The following is an 18,043-nucleotide window of genomic DNA, read 5'->3' as shown; positions in this document are numbered from 1 at the left end:
GCTTTTTCCCGGTTTGTGGTTCAAGCGCCGATTTTTACAGCAAACCCGCTGCGGGCAGGGCGGGCCGGGGCGGGAATTGTGGCTTGAACCCCCTGGGGAAAAATGCCATGATTGCGCAAATTTTGACTTCCGTTTTACGCGACAGCTTATGAGGGTTGCGGCATGACAGGCTTATCACATCGCACCGCCCGGTGCTGCCGCGCGGCCCCCGTCGCCGCCCCTTTGATGCCTGCCCGGCTGCGCCCGGCGCGTTCCTCCTGCCCGATCCTTTGCCGTGTTACCCCCTTGTCTGCCCCCACCATGCGGTGAAGCTACCCTGTGCACGCTGTTGGGCATGATTAAAAACAGAGCCTTCCTCTGGTTTTACTGATGTCTATCGACGGTGCTGTTCCCAGTTTATGCCTGCGCCCGGCCCTGTGCCCGGGCCGGTGTTAACCCTGGCCGCCGGGTCTATCACATTGCCGGGAGAGGGCGTATTTGCCCTGTCCCATTGCCGTGCCGATGTGGCACCCCCTCATCCTTAACCGTTTGAGAGTTGCAGATGAAATCATTGAAAATAGCAGCAAGCGCCGGCGTGGCCGCACGTCTGGATACCCCGCGTGACGTCATCGCGCTGGAGAGCGCCGACTACACCGAGGTGGCCGCCATCGTGGTCTCCGCCGACGACCTGCGCGCCGGGCGGCTGGAGGCGGTTCAGCAGACCGGCTTTGCCATCCCGGCGTTTGTGGCCGTCAGCGGGGACGAGGCGGTGTCGCCCGACTACCTGCCGCACCTCAAGGGCGTTTTCTCCCTGTCGGATGCCAACCAGGCGTTCTACGGCGCGCAACTGGAAGCCGCCGCGGCCGCCTATGAAGCCGCGCTGTTCCCGCCGTTTTTCGACACGCTGAAAAAGTATGTTGAGATGCAGAACTCGACCTTCGCCTGCCCCGGCCACCAGGGCGGTGAGTTCTTCCGCCGCCACCCGGCCGGCCGCCAGTTCTATGAGTTCTTCGGTGAGAACGTCTTCCGTGCCGATATGTGTAACGCGGACGTGAAGCTCGGCGACCTGCTGATCCACGAGGGCAGCGCCAAAGATGCGCAGAAGCACGCGGCGAAAGTCTTCAGCGCCGATAAAACCTATTTTGTGCTGAACGGCACCTCGGCGGCCAACAAAGTGGTCTGCAATGCCCTGCTGACGCGCGGCGACCTGGTGCTGTTTGACCGCAACAACCATAAATCCAACCACCACGGCGCGCTGATCCAGGCCGGGGCGACGCCGGTCTACCTGGAGACGGCGCGCAACCCGTTCGGCTTTATCGGCGGTATTGATGCGCACTGCTTTGACGAAGCCTACCTGCGCCGGGAGATCGCGCGGGTTGCCCCGCAGCGTGCCGGTGAGGCGCGCCCGTTCCGGCTGGCGATTATCCAGCTCGGCACCTATGACGGCACCATTTATAACGCCCGCCAGGTGGTGGAGAAGATCGGCCACCTGTGTGACTACATCCTGTTTGACTCGGCATGGGTCGGCTATGAGCAGTTCATCCCGATGATGCAGCAGTGCTCGCCGCTGCTGCTGGAACTGGGCGAGAACGACCCGGGCATCATCGTCACCCAGTCGGTGCATAAGCAGCAGGCCGGGTTCTCGCAGACGTCGCAGATCCATAAAAAAGATAACCACATCAAAGGGCAGAAGCGCCACGTCAGCCATAAAAAGCTTAACAACGCCTTTATGCTGCACGCCTCGACCAGCCCGTTCTACCCGCTGTTTGCCGCGCTGGATGTCAACGCCCGGATGCACGCCAACGGCAGCGGCCGGCCTATGTGGCTGGCCTGTGTCAAAACCGGCATTGAGGCGCGTAAAATGCTGCTCAACCGCTGTTCGATGATCCAACCCTTTGTGCCGCCGGTGGTGGACGGTAAACCCTGGCAGGATCACGACACAGAGCAGATGGCGAATGATGTGCGCTTCTTCGACTTTGTGCCGGGCGAGCGCTGGCACGGCTTTGAGGGGTATGCCGAGCACCAGTATTTTGTCGACCCGTGCAAACTGCTGCTGACCACGCCGGGCATCGACGCGGCGACCGGCAACTACACCGGTTTCGGCATCCCGGCGACGATCCTGGCCAACTACCTGCGTGAGAACGGGATCGTGCCGGAGAAGTGCGATCTCAACTCGATCCTGTTCCTGCTCACCCCGGCGGAGAGCGAGGCCAAGATGGTGCAGCTGGTGGAGGAGATTGCCCGTTTCGAGCGTTATGTGCAGGAGGATGCGCCGCTGGAAGAGGTACTGCCGACGGTCTACCGCAAAAACGAAGCGCGTTACCGGGGTTACACCCTGCGCCAACTCTGCCAGGAGATGCACGATCTCTACGTCAGTTTTGATGTGAAACAGTTGCAGAAAGAGATGTTCCGCCAGGCGCATTTCCCGCAGGTAATGATGAACACCCAGGACGCGCACAACGAATTCATCCGCGATAACGCAGAGCTGATTCCGATCGGCGAGGCGGAAGGGCGGGTGGCGGTAGAGGGTGCATTGCCGTACCCGCCGGGCGTGCTCTGCGTGGTGCCGGGTGAAGTGTGGGGCGGGGCGGTGCAGCGTTACTTTATGGCGCTGGAAGAGGGCATCAACCGGCTGCCGGGCTTCTCGCCGGAGTTGCAGGGCGTCTATGTGGAGAAGAAGCCGGAAGGCTGGAAGCGCATTATGGGCTACGTGCTGACGCACTGATCTCTCTGCTGACAATAAAAAAACCCGCCGAGGCGGGTTTTTTATCGGGTCAGTTTTTATCACAACACCGCTTTTTAGCCGCCGCGACGGTAGCTCTTCTGCGCGGTGTTGACCTTGTAAAGGTAACGGCGCGATTCGCCCGACGGGTGTTTGGTGGTCAGGGTGGTGTAGACATCGCCCGGTGCCATGCTGTTGATGATGTTGAACGCCCGCGCCTTGTCGCTGGAGAAGACGCGCAGCACGCTGCCTGCGCCGCCGTTGTAGGCGGTGATCACCGCGTAACGGCGTGAGGTCGGGTTGCTGATGCCGCCCAGGTAGCTGTTCTGCAAAATCGACAGGTAGGCGGTGCCGGTGTCGATGTTGTTCTCCGGGTCAAACAGGTAGTTACGGCTCGGTTTGCCCCATTTGCCCTGCATTTTAAACACGTCCACGCCGGCGGAGTGCTGCACCACCTGCATCAGCCCCAGCGCGTCGGAGTTACTCACGGCGTAGGGGTTGAAGCTCGATTCGGTCTGCATGATCGCCAGGATCAGCGACGAGTCCACGCCATACTTCGCCGCGGCTTTACGCACCATCGGCAGGTATTTGTGGGCACGTTTATCGAGGTGGTTCGGCACCAGCTGGATGGTGACCGAGTAGATCACATGCAGGCCCGATTCGCGTTTCTGCAAACGGGTCTGCAACAGGTAGTCGGCAAAGTGCGCGGCGCGCCACTCCCAGCGGATCGGCTCGCCGTTGTTGTCCAGTACCTGGCCGTAGAGCAGTGGCTCTTTGCTGATCTGGATGTCGTTGGCGTCGGAGTAGAGATCCACGCCGTCCGGGTCTTCACCGATCAGCAGCGTGGTGATGATCGCCTGGCGCAGGTGCGCCGCCGGATCGGTGCCGGCGATGGTCTCAATGGTGATGGTACCGCTGTCAAAGTTGATGTGGCTGCGGGTCTGGTACTGATCCGAATATTTAACGTAGTCCTTCGGCCCGGCAATCAGGACTTCGTTCATCCCCCAGATATTCTCGATGTTATTGGCAAACTGCCCCATCAGAATATCGAACCCGTTGGTATCTTTTACAAAGGCTTCGCTAAACGCATCGCTTTTCTTGTCGCTGGAACAGGAAACCAGCAAAGGCGCAATGACCAGCAGCGCTAACATTTTCTTCATCTTAAATGCCGTGTCGTGATGAAAGAAGCAGGGCCAATCCAGCCCCGAAAAAGGTCTGCCCCGGCGTTACTCGCCCGGTGGCGTATAGCCTTCAATGTGGACGTCATGCCCTTCGAACAGGAATTTCACCATCTCCTGCTCCAGCAATTTGCGGTCAGCCACATTCATCATGCTGAGTTTTTTCTCGTTAATCAGCATGGTCTGCTTGGTCAGCCACTGCGACCAGGCCTCTTTGGAAATTTCGTTATAGATGCGCTTGCCCAGTTCACCCGGGTAGAGCTGGAAATCCTGCCCTTCGGCATCGCGTTGTAAAAAGGTGCAATAGATGGTTCTGCTCATGCTTATTCCTCATCCGCGGCGCGATGGCCGAATAGGGGTTGCTGTGTGGGAACGTGCCGGGCCAACTGGGCCAGCAGGCGCTCCACCGGGGCGGCCAGCCCGACCGACGGCGGCCGCGCTAAGTTATACCAGAGACCGGAGCCGGCATCCATGCCGCCCGGTGCCGATGGGCTGCTTATCTGCACCGGCACAATATCCAGGTGGAAGTGGCTGAATGTATGGCGAAAGGCGATCAGCTGCTCGCGCGGCGCGCCCTGTAAACCGTGCCCGGTAAGCCAGGCACCCAGCGCGGCCTCATCCTCAAACTGCGGGAAGCCGTAGAGGCCGCCCCACAGCCCGGAGGGCGGGCGCTTCTCCAGCCAGACGCTGCCCTGGTGCTCAACCAGCGCCATCCAGCCGGTGCGCACCGGCAGCACTTTCTTCGGCTTCTTGCCGGGGTACTCCGCCCAGCTGTGGTGGGCGTAGGCCTCACAGCCGCGGTTCAGCGGGCAGAGTTCGCATTTGGGTTTTGAGCGGGTGCAAACCATCGCGCCGAGGTCCATCATCGCCTGGTTGAACTGCTGCACGCCGTCGGCTGGGGTCACCTGTTCACTGAGTTGCCACAGGCGGTTTTCGACTTTTTTCTCACCCGGCCAGCCGGACACGGCGTAGCAGCGCGCCAGCACCCGCTTGACGTTGCCGTCGAGGATCGGGTGGTGCTGGCCCAGGGAGAGGGACAACACCGCCCCGGCAGTGGAGCGCCCGACGCCGGGCAGGTCTGCCACTGCGTCAAACGTCGTCGGGAAGACGCCGCCATGCTCCGCCACTACTTTCTGCGCCGCCTTATGCAGGTTACGCGCGCGGGCGTAGTAGCCCAGCCCCGTCCAGAGGTGCAGCACCTCATCCAGCGGCGCGGCGGCCAGCGCCTGCACATCCGGGAAGCGGGCCATAAAGCGCTCAAAATAGGGGATCACGGTGGCAACCTGGGTCTGTTGCAACATCACTTCAGAGAGCCATACTTTGTAGGGGGTTTTCTCAAGCTGCCACGGCAGGGTTTTGCGGCCGCAGCGTTGGTACCAGTCAAGCACCAGGTGCGCGAATTGTTGCGCTTCCATCATAGGCGGGTTCGGTTGTTATCAGAAAAAGAGTAGCCTGCGATTCCAGCACAGTCCCCAGCCTGAGTAAACCGGAACTTTCCGGCTAAACGGCCCCAATACAACGCGGCGCTTGCTAAAGCAGGGTATCTTTGGATAATGCGCCTTTCCTTATTCACCGCCAAACAGACGAAACGCACTATGATTAATGACGTCATCTCGCCGGAATTCGATGAAAACGGCCGCCCGCTGCGCCGCATCCGCAGCTTTGTCCGCCGCCAGGGCCGCCTGACCAAAGGGCAGCAATTTGCGCTGGATAACTTCTGGCCGGTAATGGGCGTGGAGTACCAGACGTCGCCGATCAGCCTGGAGACGCTGTTTGGCCGCGAAGCGCCCACGGTGCTGGAGATTGGCTTCGGCATGGGGGCCTCGCTGGTCACCATGGCACAGACCAACCCGCACCAGAACTTCCTCGGCATTGAAGTGCACACGCCGGGCGTCGGGGCCTGCCTCGGCACTGCCCACGAAGCCGGGGTCAGCAACCTGCGCGTGATGTGCCATGACGCGGTGGAAGTGCTGGAGAATATGATCCCGGATAACTCGCTGACCATGGTGCAGCTCTTCTTCCCGGACCCGTGGCACAAGGCGCGCCACAACAAGCGCCGCATCGTGCAGGTGCCCTTTGCTGACCTGGTGCTGCGCAAGCTGAAGCGGGGCGGCGTGTTCCACATGGCGACCGACTGGGAAGCCTACGCGGAGCATATGCTGGACGTGATGAACCAGATCGCCGGTTATAAGAACGTCTCCGAAAGCGGTGACTACGTCCCGCGCCCGGAGTCGCGCCCGCTGACCAAATTCGAAGCGCGTGGCCACCGTCTCGGCCACGGCGTATGGGATCTTATGTTTGAGAGGACAAAGTAATGGCCACACAACGCAGCCGCCGTTTGCGCAAAAAGTTACATATCGACGAGTTCCAGGAGCTGGGCTTCTCGGTGAAATGGACGTTCCCGGACGAGACCCCGGTTGAAACCATCGATGCCACTCTCGACACCTTCATCAATGAAGTGATTGAGCCGAACGGCCTGGCCTTTGACGGTGGCGGCTACCTGCAGTGGGAAGGGCTGGTATGCCTGCAGAAGATCGGCCACTGCACCGACGAACACCGCCAGCGGGTGAAAAGCTGGCTGGAGCAGCACAACATGACCGACGTGGTGGTCAGTGAGCTGTTCGACATCTGGTGGGAATAAGTTCCCGCCTGCAAAAAAGCGCCGCAAGGCGCTTTTTTTATGGGCGTTTCCCGCTCAGGGAAGGAACCAGTTCAGCCGCTCACGCAGCGCCACCACCCGGCCGACGATGATCAGGCTCGGGCTGCTGACCTGCTGCGCCAGCGCCGCCAGATCGCGCAGCTCACCGCTGACCACCTTTTGTTTCACTGAGGTGCCGTTCTCCACCAGCGCCACCGGCATCGTGCCGCGCATGCCGTGCGCCATCAGCTGCTGCTGGATCGCCGGGGCCTGTGACAACCCCATATAAAACACCAGCGTCTGCTGCCCGGCGGCCAGCGTCGCCCAGTCCGGCTCGCCCTCTTTTTTCAGGTGGCCAGTGACCAGCCGCACGCTCTGCGCGTAGTCGCGGTGGGTGAGCGGGATGCCGCTGTAGGCCGCGCAGCCGGACGCAGCAGTGATGCCGGGCACCACCGAGAAGGGGATGCCGGTGTCGCAGAGGGTCTCCAGCTCCTCGCCGCCGCGCCCGAAGATGAACGGATCGCCGCCTTTCAGCCGCACCACCCGTTTGCCGCGCCGCGCCTGCGCCAGCAGGATCTGGTTAATCTCCTCCTGCGGCACACAGTGGTAACCGGCACGCTTGCCGACGAAGATGCGCTCTGCGTCGCGCCGCACCAGGTTCATCATCTCATCGGAGACCAGCCGGTCATAAACCACGATGTCCGCCCGCTGGAGCTGCTGCAAGCCCTTAAGCGTCAGCAGCCCGGCGTCGCCCGGCCCCGCGCCCACCAGCACCACTTCGCCGTGGTGGTCCAGCGGCTCACTGAACAGGGTCTCGACGAGCTGCGCGGTGCGCTCATGCGCCTGCGCCGCCACGGCGTGCGCCAGCGGCAGGTGGTCAAACAGCTTCTCCCAGAAGTGCCGCCGCTCGCCCTGGCTTTTCCAGCGCTGTTTCACCCGCTGACGCAAACTGCCTGCCAGCGCCGCCAGGTCGCCCAGATGCTGCGGCAGCAGCGCCTCCAGCTTCTCGCGCAGTAACCGCGCCAGTACCGGCGCGCGCCCGCCGGAGGAGACCGCCGCCATCAGCGGTGAACGGTCGATGATCGACGGCATGATAAAGCCCGCCTGTTGCGGTGCATCCACTATGTTGCAGAAGATGCGCTGCGCCTCGGCGGCGTCACTGACCTGCTGGTTCACAGCCGGGTCATCCGTCGCGGCGATCACCAGCCACTTATCCGCCAGCAGCGCCGGGTCAAACGGCTGTGGGGCCAGCGTCAGCGCCCGCTGCTCCGCCCACAGGTGAAATTGCGGGGTGAAATGCAGGGCGCAGACGGTGAGCTGCGCCCCCGCCTCCATCAGCAGGCGCGCCTTGCGCTCCGCGACCTCGCCCCCGCCTACCAGCAGGCAGGCGCGCTGTTGTAACCGGCAGAAAATCGGCAGGTAATCCATAGGGTGGCCCTCAGGCGATGCGGCGGGTGGCAGCAGTGGTGGCCGGTTGCGGGCGTTGTGCGCGCGGGGTGGCGTACCAGTAACCCAGCCCCATAAACACCGCGCCGGAGAGGGTATTGCCGAGCGTCACCCACAGCAGGTTGTGGCCGATACCGGAGAGCGTATACGCCTCGCTGTGGTGGCCGAACCAGGAGAGGGCGAACAGCGTCATGTTTGCCACCGAGTGCTCGTAACCGGAGGCGATAAAGGCCAGCAGACACCACCAGATGGCGATGAACTTCGCCGCGCCCTCGGTGCGCAGCGCCATCCAGATCGCCAGGCAGACCAGCCAGTTACAGAGCGCACCTTTAAAGAACAGCACCATCGCCGGGGCGGTGGTTTTCGCCAGCGCGGCGGTGTGCAGCAGGCTCGATTCCGTCGGCAGCAGACTGCCGCCGCCCCAGTGGTAGAGCAGGGCGACGAACACCGAGCCGAGCAGGTTGCCCAGCCAGGTCTGCGGCAGGATGGCCCACATCTGTGCGGGGCGGATTGTCCCGGCTTTCACGCCGAGCGTCAGGAACATGGTGTGGCCGGTGAACAGCTCAGAGCCGGCGATGATCACCAGCGTCAGCGCGATGCCGAAGGTGGCCCCCATCACCAGCGGGCGTACCGACGGGTCCAGCAGGTTGCCGAGGGTAAAAATCAAAATAATCGCCAGGCCCACATAGGCCCCGGCCATCGCGGAACTGACCCAGAAGCTCAGCGGCGTCTCTTTGGCCAGCCGCGCAATGCGTGCGGCGTTGGCGGCACATTTCGTCAGGGTGTCGGTAAACATGATGGTGTCTCAGAGGTGGTATAACGATAAAAAAGGGGGCCGGGCGGCCCCCACTCATCAGGCGCTGACTTCGACGAGGCCGTCCCGCACCCGCACCGGCCAGGCAGTGACGGAATGCGCCTCATCTTCCAGACACCGCCCGTCACGCAGGCGGAAACGCTGTTTTTTCAGCGGGCTGGCGACCCACAGCTCGCCCTGGTGCTCCGCGATAATGCCGCGTGACAGCACGCTTGCCTGGGCGAACGGATCGATATTGCTCAGGGCGAAGAGCTGGTCATCCGCGTAGGGGCGGAACAGGGCGATCTGCTGTTCGCCGACCAGCGCACAGACGCCGGTGGCCGGCAGGATCGCCTCTAACGGGCAGACGGTTGTCCACTGGCTCATGGGTTCACCTCCATTTCCGGTTCAGACGTGGTGACCAGCCGCACCGGGATGCGCTCCTCCGGCCGCGCCGGGCGGTGCTGGTCACGTTCCGGCACGACCTGCACATTCGGGTCACGCCGCGGGCTGTTGATGAAGTGCGCAAAGCGCGACAGCTGTTCCGGGTGGTTCAGTGTCTCCTGCCATTCGCATACTACCCGCTCACGCAGGCGGGCCATTTCGGCCTCCAGCTGGTCGCTCAGGCCGAGTTTGTCATCGATGATGACGCTGCGCAGGTAAGCGATGCCGCCCTCCAGGCTCTCCAGCCACAGCGAGGTACGCTGCAATTTATCGGCGGTGCGGATGTAGAACATCATGAAGCGGTCGAGATAGCGAACCAGCGTGTCATGGTCGAGATCTGCCGCCAGCAGGTCGGCGTGGCGCGGCTTCATGCCGCCGTTGCCGCAGACATAGAGGTTCCAGCCTTTTTCCGTGGCGATGATGCCCACATCTTTGCCCTGCGCTTCGGCGCATTCGCGGGTACAGCCGGAGACGCCGAACTTCATTTTGTGCGGGGTGCGGATGCCTTTATAGCGGTTCTCCAGCTCAACGCCGAAGCCGACGCTGTCACCCACGCCAAAGCGGCACCAGGTGCTGCCGACGCAGGTTTTCGCCATGCGCAGCGCCTTGGCGTAGGCGTGACCGGTTTCAAACCCGGCTTCAATCAGTTTCTGCCAGATGGCGGGCAGGTCATCTTTCTGCGCGCCAAACAGCGCGATGCGCTGGGAGCCGGTGATTTTGGTGTAGAGGTGGTATTGGCGCGCCACCTCGCCAATCGCCAGCAGCCCTTCCGGGGTAATCTCACCGCCCGGCGAGCGCGGGATCACCGAGTAGGTGCCGTCTTTCTGGATGTTGCCGAGGAAGATGTCGTTGCTGTCCTGCAACGGGGTATGTTGCGGGGCCAGCACATACTCATTCCAGCAGGAGGCCAGCAGCGATCCGACAGTGGGTTTGCAGACTTCACAGCCGTAGCCTTGGCCATATTTCTCGCGCAGCGCCTCAAAGGAGGTGATGCCCTCGACGCGGATCAGGTGGTAAAGCTCCTGGCGTGAATAGGCGAAGTGTTCACACAGGTGGTGGTTAACCTCGATCCCCTGTTTGCTCAGCTCGGCGTTCAGTACCTGCGTCACCAGCGGGATGCAGCCGCCGCAGCCGGTACCGGCTTTGGTCTCGGCTTTGATCGCCGCCACGGTGTGGCAGCCGCCCTGTACCGCGCGCATGATGTCCCCTTTCGAGACGTCGAAACAGGAGCAGATCTGCGCGGTTTCCGGCAGGGAGTCAACGCCCAGCGCCGGTTTGCCGCTGCCGGCATGAGACGGCAGGATCAGCGCGTCCGGGTGCTCCGGCAGCGGGATCTTATTGAGCGCCAGTTGCAGCAGGTTGCCGTAGTCACTGGTGTCGCCCACCAGCACCGCGCCGAGCAGGGTGCTGTTATCGGCACTCACCACCAGCCGTTTGTAGATCTCTTTGCTCTCGTCGAGGTAGACGTAGCTGCGCGCGCCCGGCGTACGGCCGTGGGCGTCGCCGATGCCGCCGACATCCACGCCCAGCAGTTTCAGCTTGGCGCTCATGTCGGCACCGTTGAAGGCGTTGTCACGCCCCAGCAGGTGGTCAGCCGCCACCTGCGCCATTTTGTAGCCCGGTGCCACCAGCCCGAAGACCCGGTCGTTCCAGGCGGCGCATTCGCCGATGGCGTAAACGTCCGGGTCGCTGCTCTGGCAGCTGTCGTTGATCATGATGCCGCCGCGTTTGCCGGTGGCGAGGCCGCACTGGCGCGCCAGTTTGTCCTGCGGGCGGATGCCGGTAGAGAAGACGATGAAATCCACCTCCAGCGTGCTGCCGTCAGCAAACTGCATGGTTTTGCGCGCCTCACTGCCCTGATCGCTGATCAGCTGGGTGTTTTTGCCGGTGTGCACCCGCACGCCCATGCGCTCGATCTTCTGGCGCAGCTGCTCGCCGCCCATGCGGTCGAGCTGTTCGGCCATCAGCACCGGTGCGAACTCCACCACGTGCGTCTCGACGCCGAGGTTTTTCAGCGCCCCGGCCGCTTCCAGCCCCAGCAGGCCACCGCCAACCACCGCGCCGCGTTTGCTCCGGCGGGCGCAGGCTTCGATGGCGTTGAGGTCTTCAATGGTGCGGTAGACGAAGCAGTCCTGCGTGTCTGCACCCTGGATCGCCGGGATCCACGGGTAGGAGCCGGTCGCCATGATCAGTTTGTCATACCAGACAGTGCGGCCGCTGGTGGCGTGGATCACCTTCTCCTGGCGGTTAATGGTGATGGCGCGTTCGCCCACCAGCACCTGGACGTTGTGCTTCTCGTAGAAGCCTTCGCGCACCAGGGACAGCTCTTCCGCCGTATGGTGGGAAAAGTAAGAGGAGAGATGTACCCGGTCGTAGGCGCGGCGCGGCTCCTCACAAAACACGGTGATCTCAAACTGGCCCGGTGCCGCCTTGTCCATCAGTTCTTCGATGAAGCGGTGCCCGACCATACCGTTGCCGATGACAGCGAGTCTGAATTTGCTCATTTTTGCCCCACATTCTTATTTATTGCGCCCACCTTAACGCGTTGGTAACGGCACTTATTGATGCAGATCAAGTTCGCTGTTCGATAACTCTTAAGGGGTATATGGCTGATTTTGCGTGTTTTTTCCTAAGTGGCTAAGAATGTTACTCTTTAGCTGAAACGAGTCAGTGAACCGGAAAAAAGGAATCTGAATAAAAGAAAAAATAAGGAAGATTCAGCAACGCCCCCGATGCCGGAACACAGGTACAATAGCCGCCACTGGCGTGCAGGCCGCGGTGGGCGGTGTGCAGAGAAAGAACGTGTTTATGGCGGGGAGAGGTAACGTGCGCGGAGCACCCGAAGTGAGGAGAGAGCTGGACAACGGCCTGTTGGAAGAGATTGTACGGCAGGTCAGGCCGCTGATTGGCCAGGGGAAGGTCGCGGACTACATCCCGGCGCTGGCGGAAGTCCCGGCGGACCGGATGGGGATCGCCATCTGTACCGTGGACGGGCGGGAGTATTCAGCGGGGGACGCCGGGGAGCGCTTCTCCATCCAGTCGATCTCCAAAGTGCTGAGCCTGACGCTGGCGCTGACGCGCTATCAGGAGCAGGAGATCTGGCAGCGCGTCGGCAAGGAGCCGTCGGGCCTGCCGTTTAACTCACTGGTACAGCTGGAGCTGGAGCAGGGCAAGCCGCGTAACCCGTTCATCAACCCGGGCGCGCTGGTGGTGTGTGACATGTTGCAGACGCGCCTCAGCGCCCCGCGCCAGCGGATGCTGGAAGTGGTGCGGCAGCTCGCCGGGCAGCCTGACCTCGCCTACGACAGCCGGGTGGCGCGCTCCGAGTTCGACCACAGTGACCGCAACGCGGCCATCGCCTACCTGATGAAGTCCTTCGGCAACTTCGAGAATGAGGTACTTTCCGTACTTCAGACCTATTTTAATTACTGTGCCTTACGCATGAACTGCCGGGAGCTGGCCCGTACCTTCGTCTATCTGGCGAACCAGGGGCGGCCGCTGGCGTCGGAGACGGCGCTGCTGTCACCGCGGCAGGCACGCCAGATCAATGCGCTGATGGTGACGTGCGGCATGTACAACGGGGCAGGGGAGTTTGCCTACCGCGTCGGGATGCCGGCCAAATCCGGCGTCGGCGGCGGCATTATCGCCGTGGTGCCGGACGAGATGTGCATTGCCGTCTGGTCGCCGGAACTTGATCCGGCAGGGAACTCATTGGCCGGCACCGCTGCCTTAGAACAACTGGCGCAGCGGATTGGCCGCTCAATTTTTTAATCTGCCGCCCAAGGCGACAGGAGAGGGAGAACAATGAAACTGAAAACCGTATTGAAAAGCAGCCTGTGTGCCGCCGCCCTGCTGACCGCCGTGCAGGCGCAGGCGGAATACCAGTGCAATGTGAAACCGCAGGATGACATCGTCATCACCCCGCAGAGCGTGCAGGTGGTGGGGGCCAGCGGCAACTTCACCATTTCGCCGACCGGTGACATCAACAACAACGGCAAGCTGGTGGACCTGGATGCACTGCAACGCCAGAAAGCGGTGGATTATCAGGGCGCGCTGCGCCGTGACCTGCCGTGGATTGACACCGGCGCGCAGCAGCACCTGGAGAAGGCGCGTGTGGCGCTGGACAAGGTGATCGTCGAGCAGCTCGGCAGCGACAGCAATGTGCGCACCCGGCTGAGCACCCTGAACGGTCAGCTGAAGCAGCAGATGAACCGCATCCTTGAGCACCGCGACGGCGGGCTGGTGTTCCACCACCAGGCGATTTCGCAGGTCGAAGAGGACGGCAAACGCATCGTGCAGCAGAGCATGGGCGGCGTATTGCAGGACAGCCTGAACGAAATGGGCGTCAAGCAGGCGGCCGGTTCCTCTGACAATCCGTTGCAGGCGGTCATGGGCAACCTCGGCGGTTTGCAGCAGGCGATTCAGGCGGAGTGGAGCAATCAGGAGCAGGACTTCAGCCAGTTCGGCCACGAAGTCTGTAACCGGGTCACCGCCCTGGAAAACCAGCGCGCCGGGCTGCTCAGCAGCCTGAAATAAGCGGATCGCGGGCAATAAAAAACGGGCACCTGAGAAGGTGCCCGTTTTTGTTATAACGCGGTTTACGCCTCGTCCGGCAGGAACAGCTCCAGCAGGGAGTTCAAAAACAGTTTGCCGTGCGGCGTGATTTGCCAGGCGTCGGCGGTTTCGGTGATGTAATTCTGCCTGAGCGCCTCATCCAGCGGGGCGCGCACCACGCTCTCCGGCAGGCCGGTAAAGGCGGTGAACTCGGCGCGCGGGGCCGGCTCCAGCAGGCGGAAGCGGTTCATAAAGAACTCAAACGGCATATCTGCCGCGGCGACCGCATGGCGCTTGTCCAGATAGCGCCCCTGCATATAGCCGCGCGGGTGGCGGGTTTTGCTGGTGCGGACCACACTGCCGTCCGGCAGGGTGATCTTGCCGTGCGCGCCGCAGCCGATGCCGAGGTAGTCACCAAAACGCCAGTAGTTGAGGTTGTGATGGCACTGGTAGCCCGGTTTGGCGTAGGCCGAGGTCTCATACTGCCGGTAACCCGCCGCCGTGAGCAGTTCATCCCCTTTTTCGAAGATGTCCCACAGCGCGTCATCATCCGGCAACACCGGCGGCCGTGAGGCAAACAGCGTATTGGGTTCGATGGTGAGCTGGTACCACGACAGGTGCGGCGGGTTGAGGGCGATCGCCTGGCGCAGGTCATCCAGCGCCTCTTCCAGCGTCTGGTCCGGCAGGCCGTGCATCAGGTCGAGGTTAAAACTGCGCAGGCCCAGCCCTTCCGCCAGCCGGGCGGCGCGTTTCGCCTCCTCCGGCCCGTGGATGCGGCCAAGGCGCGTCAGTTTTTGCTGGCTGAAACTCTGCACGCCAATCGAGATGCGGTTCACCCCGGCGCGCTGGTAGCCGCTGAAGCGGTCAGCCTCTACGGTGCCGGGGTTGGCCTCCATGGTGATTTCGGCATCCGCAGCCAGCGGCAGGCGGGCGCGCACGCCGTCCAGCAGCGTCTGCATCGCTTCAGCGCTCAGCAGGCTCGGTGTGCCGCCGCCGATAAAGATCGTACTGAGGGTGCGTCCTGCAACGTCAGGCACGTCCATGTCCAGATCCGCCAGCAGGTGCGCGACGTAGTCGTCATGCGGCACCTCGCCCTTCAGGGCGTGGGAGTTGAAATCGCAGTAGGGGCATTTCTGCACACACCACGGGATATGGATATAGAGGCTGAGCGGCGGCAGGTTATGCATGTTTCATCGCATCCAACAGTTGTGACAGTGCCCGGCCGCGGTGGGAGACGGCGCGCTTTTCGTCGCGCGTCAGGGTGGCGGCGGTTTTGCCCGCTTCCGGCGCGAAGAAGATCGGATCGTAGCCGAAGCCGTGGGTGCCTTCGGCAGCGAAGGTAATTTCACCCGGCCAGCTGCCGTGGCAGACCAGCGGCGTCGGGTCATCGGCGTGGCGCAGGTAGACCAGTACGCAGTGGAACTGCGCCTGGCGCTGCCCGGCGGGCACGTCGCGGAGCGCCACCAGCAGTTTTTCCAGGTTCTGCTGGTCGCTGGCACCTTCACCGGCGTAGCGGGCAGAGTAGATGCCCGGCGCGCCGCCGAGGGCGTCCACCGCCAGGCCGGAGTCATCGGCAATGGCCGGCAGGCCGGTGATCCGGGCGGCATGGCGCGCCTTGAGGATCGCATTTTCAATGAAGGTCAGGCCGGTCTCTTCCGCCGACTCCACGCCCAGAACGGTCTGGGCGACCACATCCAGGCCAAACCCGGCCAGCAGATGGGCCAGCTCGCGCACTTTGCCGGCGTTACCGGTGGCGAGAACAACTTTTTGCATGGGGTATCCTGCGTTAAATAGGGGATGCCGCCGGGGCGGCATCAGGGGACAAGCAGCGCGGCCACGTCAGCCGGGATCAGCTGCGGCGCAATAATGCGGACCTGTTTATGGCGGCCAAGCTCACCTTTTTCAATCACCACCTGGCTTTTGGCCACGCGGAACTGTTTGGCGAGGAATTTCACCAGATGGGCATTGGCCTGCCCATCCACCGGCGGGGCGGTAATGGCGACTTTCAGTTCGTCGCCATGTTGCCCCACAAACTGATCGCGGCTCGATTTCGGCTGAATATATAGCCTGAGCACCAGCCCGTCCAGTTGCTGTGTCACTGCACTCACAGTAAGAACCAAAGCTGCCCGAACAGATCCATGCCCAGGTAGTTGAGCATATAAAGAATTAATACCACCACCATCGCGGAAAAATCGATGCCGCCCATCGCCGGGATGATGCGGCGGATCGGTGCCATCAGCGGTTCGGTCAGCTGCATCAGCACGTAGTCCATCGGGCTGCTGCCGCGGCTGACCCAGCTCATGATGGAGCGGATAATGATCATCCAGAACACCAGATAGCCGGCTGACTTAAGCAGCGAGAGCAGGCCAAACAGCAGGTTGTACGGGCTGAGCGAGATGCCGCCGCCCTGAATCAGCAGCAGCAGCGGGTACTTGATGGTCATCAGCAGAAATGCCAGCAGCAGCGAGGCGCTGTCCACCGGCCCGAGGGAGGGCACCACGCGGCGCAGCGGCCCGACGATCGGCTGGGTGATCTTCACCACAAACTGGGAGAACGGGTTGTAAAAATCGGTGCGCGCCCACTGCATCCAGATGCGTAGCAGCAGCACCATCACGTAGAGGTCGACCAGGGTTTTGACCAGAAAAGTCAGCGTCAGCATAAATTACCTTGTTCCTGTGATTAAAACTGTTTTTCCATATCCTGAGCGCGGGCAATGGCGGCCTGCATGGCGCTGGCAACGATCTCCGGCAATTTCTGCTCATTCATGACCTTGAGGGCTTCCGCCGTGGTGCCGCCTTTGGAGGTGACCCGCTCGCGCAGGGTGCCGAGAGAAACCCCGGGGCTGGCTTCCACCAGGGCCGCCGCACCGCTGGCCGCCTGCTGCACCAGCAGGCGCGCTTTCTCCGCCGGGAAGCCCTGGCGCTCCATCTCCTGCTGCATCGCTTCCATAAACAGGAAGAAGTAGGCCGGGGCGCTGCCGGCGGCGGCGATCACCTGGTTAATGCCGTGCTCGTCATCCACCCAGCAGATTTTGCCCACCGACGTCATCAGCGCGGCGGTGAAATCGCGGTCATCCGCGGTGACGTAATCCGGCGCGTACAGGCCGCTCATGCCCTTGCCGACCAGGGACGGCGTGTTCGGCATGATGCGCACGATGTTGAGCCGGTCACCCAGCAGCGCGCAGAAGCGTTCCACCGTGACCCCGGCGGCAATGGAGAGCACCAGCTTGCCGCTGAAATCCACCTCACTGCGCAGCGCGCGGCACACGTCCGCCATCAGTTGCGGTTTGACCGCCAGTACCACCACCTCCGCCTCTGCGGCACAGGCGGCGTTGTCGCTGCGGCTGTGGACGCCATAGCGTTCTGCCAGGGCGTCACGGTGGGTGGCGGACGGGGCGCAGACCGTGATCAGGTCAGCCGGGTAGCCGCCCTCTACCAGCCCGGCGATGATGGCACCCGCCATATTGCCGGCACCGATAAAGGTAATATTGCGATGTTGCATGGGACTCCTTGTTGGGGTTATGCCGCTGGTCAGTGTTACGCCGGGCGTCGCGGCCGGCGGGGTGTGTTATCTCACTGCGGTGCGCCGTAATCCCGCGCGCCGAAAATCGCGGTGCCGATGCGCACCATCGTACTGCCCGCCGCAATCGCCGCGGGCATATCGTCCGTCATGCCCATCGACAGCGTATCCGCCTGCGGGTGGCGCGCCTGCAACGCCGCCAGCGCGTCCGCCATCTTACGGAACACCGCCAGCTGGCGCGCGTAGTCGCTTTCCGGGGCCGGGATCGCCATCAGCCCGCGCAGACGCAGGTTGGGCAACGCCGCCACCGCCTCGGCCAGCGCCGGTAACTCAGCAGGCGCAATGCCCGCTTTGCTGGCTTCGTCACTGATGTTGACCTGAATCAGCACATTCAGCGGCGGCAGGGCCGCCGGGCGCTGCTCATTCAGCCGGGTGGCGATCTTCAGCCGGTCCACGGTGTGGCACCAGGCAAAATGCTCCGCCACCAGACGGCTCTTATTCGATTGCAGCGGCCCGATAAAGTGCCATTCCAGCTCAGGGGCCAGCGGGTGGGAAGCGAAGTGTTGGATCTTGTCCACGCCTTCCTGCACGTAGTTCTCCCCAAAGGCGCGCTGGCCGGCGGCCATCGCTTCTTCGAGCGCGCTCGCAGGTTTGGTTTTGCTTACGGCAAGCAGCGTAATTTCTTTGGCATCCCGCCCGCATTCTGCGGCAGCGGCGGCGATACGGCGGCGAACATCCTGTAGATTGTGCTCAATCGTACTCATAGTGGC

18 protein-coding genes are annotated in these 18,043 nt (G+C 62.5%); 5 read left to right on the top strand and 13 right to left on the bottom strand.

All coding sequences use genetic code 11. The features are described 5' to 3' along the window. Window positions 1-541 precede the first annotated feature (541 nt). Window positions 542-2,704 (top strand): ornithine decarboxylase SpeF, encoded by a 2,163-nt coding sequence (gene speF / locus CYR32_RS13225; protein ID WP_101825112.1) that lies wholly within the window; start codon window positions 542-544, stop codon window positions 2,702-2,704. A 74-nt stretch (window positions 2,705-2,778) separates the two neighbouring features. On the opposite strand, the gene mltC is transcribed toward speF, so the two are convergent. The 3 genes from mltC to mutY all read right to left on the bottom strand — a co-directional run bounded on the left by mltC (window position 2,779) and on the right by mutY (window position 5,297). After that, entirely contained in the window at window positions 2,779-3,861 is a 1,083-nt protein-coding gene (mltC, locus tag CYR32_RS13220) for a membrane-bound lytic murein transglycosylase MltC (RefSeq protein WP_101825109.1), read from the bottom strand. A gap of 66 nt (window positions 3,862-3,927) precedes the next feature. Continuing rightward, on the bottom strand, window positions 3,928-4,200 hold the full coding sequence (locus CYR32_RS13215; protein WP_101825106.1) for an oxidative damage protection protein: 273 nt from the start codon (window positions 4,198-4,200) through the stop codon (window positions 3,928-3,930). Window positions 4,201-4,202: 2 nt separating this feature from the next. Then, entirely contained in the window at window positions 4,203-5,297 is a 1,095-nt protein-coding gene (gene mutY, locus CYR32_RS13210) for an A/G-specific adenine glycosylase (RefSeq protein WP_101825103.1), read from the bottom strand. Window positions 5,298-5,474: 177 nt separating this feature from the next. Between mutY and trmB the strand changes: the two genes are divergently transcribed. Together trmB and CYR32_RS13200 are read left to right on the top strand one after the other, a co-directional pair. Next, entirely contained in the window at window positions 5,475-6,194 is a 720-nt protein-coding gene (trmB, locus tag CYR32_RS13205) for a tRNA (guanosine(46)-N7)-methyltransferase TrmB (RefSeq protein ID WP_101825293.1), read from the top strand. Then, window positions 6,194-6,520 (top strand): YggL family protein, encoded by a 327-nt coding sequence (locus CYR32_RS13200; protein ID WP_101825101.1) that lies wholly within the window; start codon window positions 6,194-6,196, stop codon window positions 6,518-6,520. The genes trmB and CYR32_RS13200 overlap by 1 nt, the downstream gene beginning before the upstream one ends. Window positions 6,521-6,574: 54 nt before the next feature. Here CYR32_RS13200 and cysG read toward each other — a convergent pair whose 3' ends face one another. Genes cysG through nirB form a run of 4 tightly spaced genes read right to left on the bottom strand, consistent with a single transcriptional unit; the run spans window position 6,575 to window position 11,704 of the window. Further along, a complete protein-coding gene (gene cysG / locus CYR32_RS13195) occupies window positions 6,575-7,945 on the bottom strand; it encodes a siroheme synthase CysG (RefSeq protein ID WP_101825098.1) in 1,371 nt (456 codons plus the stop codon). Window positions 7,946-7,955: 10 nt separating this feature from the next. After that, window positions 7,956-8,759 carry a nitrite transporter NirC gene (gene nirC, locus CYR32_RS13190; RefSeq protein WP_101825095.1) on the bottom strand — a complete coding sequence of 268 codons (804 nt, stop codon included), beginning with the start codon at window positions 8,757-8,759 and terminating at the stop codon, window positions 7,956-7,958. A 57-nt stretch (window positions 8,760-8,816) separates the two neighbouring features. Next, complete coding sequence (gene nirD / locus CYR32_RS13185) at window positions 8,817-9,143, bottom strand: nitrite reductase small subunit NirD (protein ID WP_101825093.1); 327 nt, start codon at window positions 9,141-9,143, stop codon at window positions 8,817-8,819. Beyond that, complete coding sequence (gene nirB / locus CYR32_RS13180; protein WP_101825091.1) at window positions 9,140-11,704, bottom strand: nitrite reductase large subunit NirB; 2,565 nt, start codon at window positions 11,702-11,704, stop codon at window positions 9,140-9,142. Before nirB ends, nirD begins: the two co-directional genes overlap by 4 nt. A gap of 340 nt (window positions 11,705-12,044) precedes the next feature. On the opposite strand from nirB, the gene glsB reads away from it, so the two are divergent. Further along, window positions 12,045-12,971 carry a glutaminase B gene (gene glsB, locus CYR32_RS13170; protein WP_101825089.1) on the top strand — a complete coding sequence of 309 codons (927 nt, stop codon included), beginning with the start codon at window positions 12,045-12,047 and terminating at the stop codon, window positions 12,969-12,971. A gap of 33 nt (window positions 12,972-13,004) precedes the next feature. Next, entirely contained in the window at window positions 13,005-13,736 is a 732-nt protein-coding gene (locus tag CYR32_RS13165; RefSeq protein ID WP_101825087.1) for a YggN family protein, read from the top strand. A 62-nt stretch (window positions 13,737-13,798) separates the two neighbouring features. Here CYR32_RS13165 and hemW read toward each other — a convergent pair whose 3' ends face one another. The 6 genes from hemW to CYR32_RS13135 form a co-directional block, all read right to left on the bottom strand. Beyond that, complete coding sequence (hemW, locus tag CYR32_RS13160; protein WP_101825085.1) at window positions 13,799-14,941, bottom strand: radical SAM family heme chaperone HemW; 1,143 nt, start codon at window positions 14,939-14,941, stop codon at window positions 13,799-13,801. Then, window positions 14,934-15,527, bottom strand: a complete 594-nt coding sequence (gene rdgB, locus CYR32_RS13155) for an RdgB/HAM1 family non-canonical purine NTP pyrophosphatase (protein ID WP_101825082.1) — start codon at window positions 15,525-15,527, stop codon at window positions 14,934-14,936. The genes hemW and rdgB overlap by 8 nt, the downstream gene beginning before the upstream one ends. A 41-nt stretch (window positions 15,528-15,568) precedes the next feature. Further along, window positions 15,569-15,862 (bottom strand): DUF167 family protein YggU, encoded by a 294-nt coding sequence (gene yggU / locus CYR32_RS13150; RefSeq protein WP_101825079.1) that lies wholly within the window; start codon window positions 15,860-15,862, stop codon window positions 15,569-15,571. Further along, entirely contained in the window at window positions 15,859-16,413 is a 555-nt protein-coding gene (locus CYR32_RS13145; RefSeq protein WP_101825077.1) for a YggT family protein, read from the bottom strand. The genes yggU and CYR32_RS13145 overlap by 4 nt, the downstream gene beginning before the upstream one ends. Before the next feature lie 20 nt (window positions 16,414-16,433). Beyond that, entirely contained in the window at window positions 16,434-17,255 is an 822-nt protein-coding gene (gene proC / locus CYR32_RS13140) for a pyrroline-5-carboxylate reductase (RefSeq protein WP_101825075.1), read from the bottom strand. 71 nt (window positions 17,256-17,326) lie between these two features. Then, window positions 17,327-18,037, bottom strand: a complete 711-nt coding sequence (locus CYR32_RS13135) for a YggS family pyridoxal phosphate-dependent enzyme (protein WP_101825072.1) — start codon at window positions 18,035-18,037, stop codon at window positions 17,327-17,329. Between the last annotated feature and the right edge of the window lie 6 nt (window positions 18,038-18,043).

The organism is Chimaeribacter coloradensis, assembly GCF_002858715.1.
Lineage (GTDB): Bacteria > Pseudomonadota > Gammaproteobacteria > Enterobacterales > Enterobacteriaceae > Chimaeribacter > Chimaeribacter coloradensis.
The sequence above is the reverse complement of the archived record's forward strand: the minus strand, read 5'-3'. Positions and strand labels throughout refer to the sequence as shown.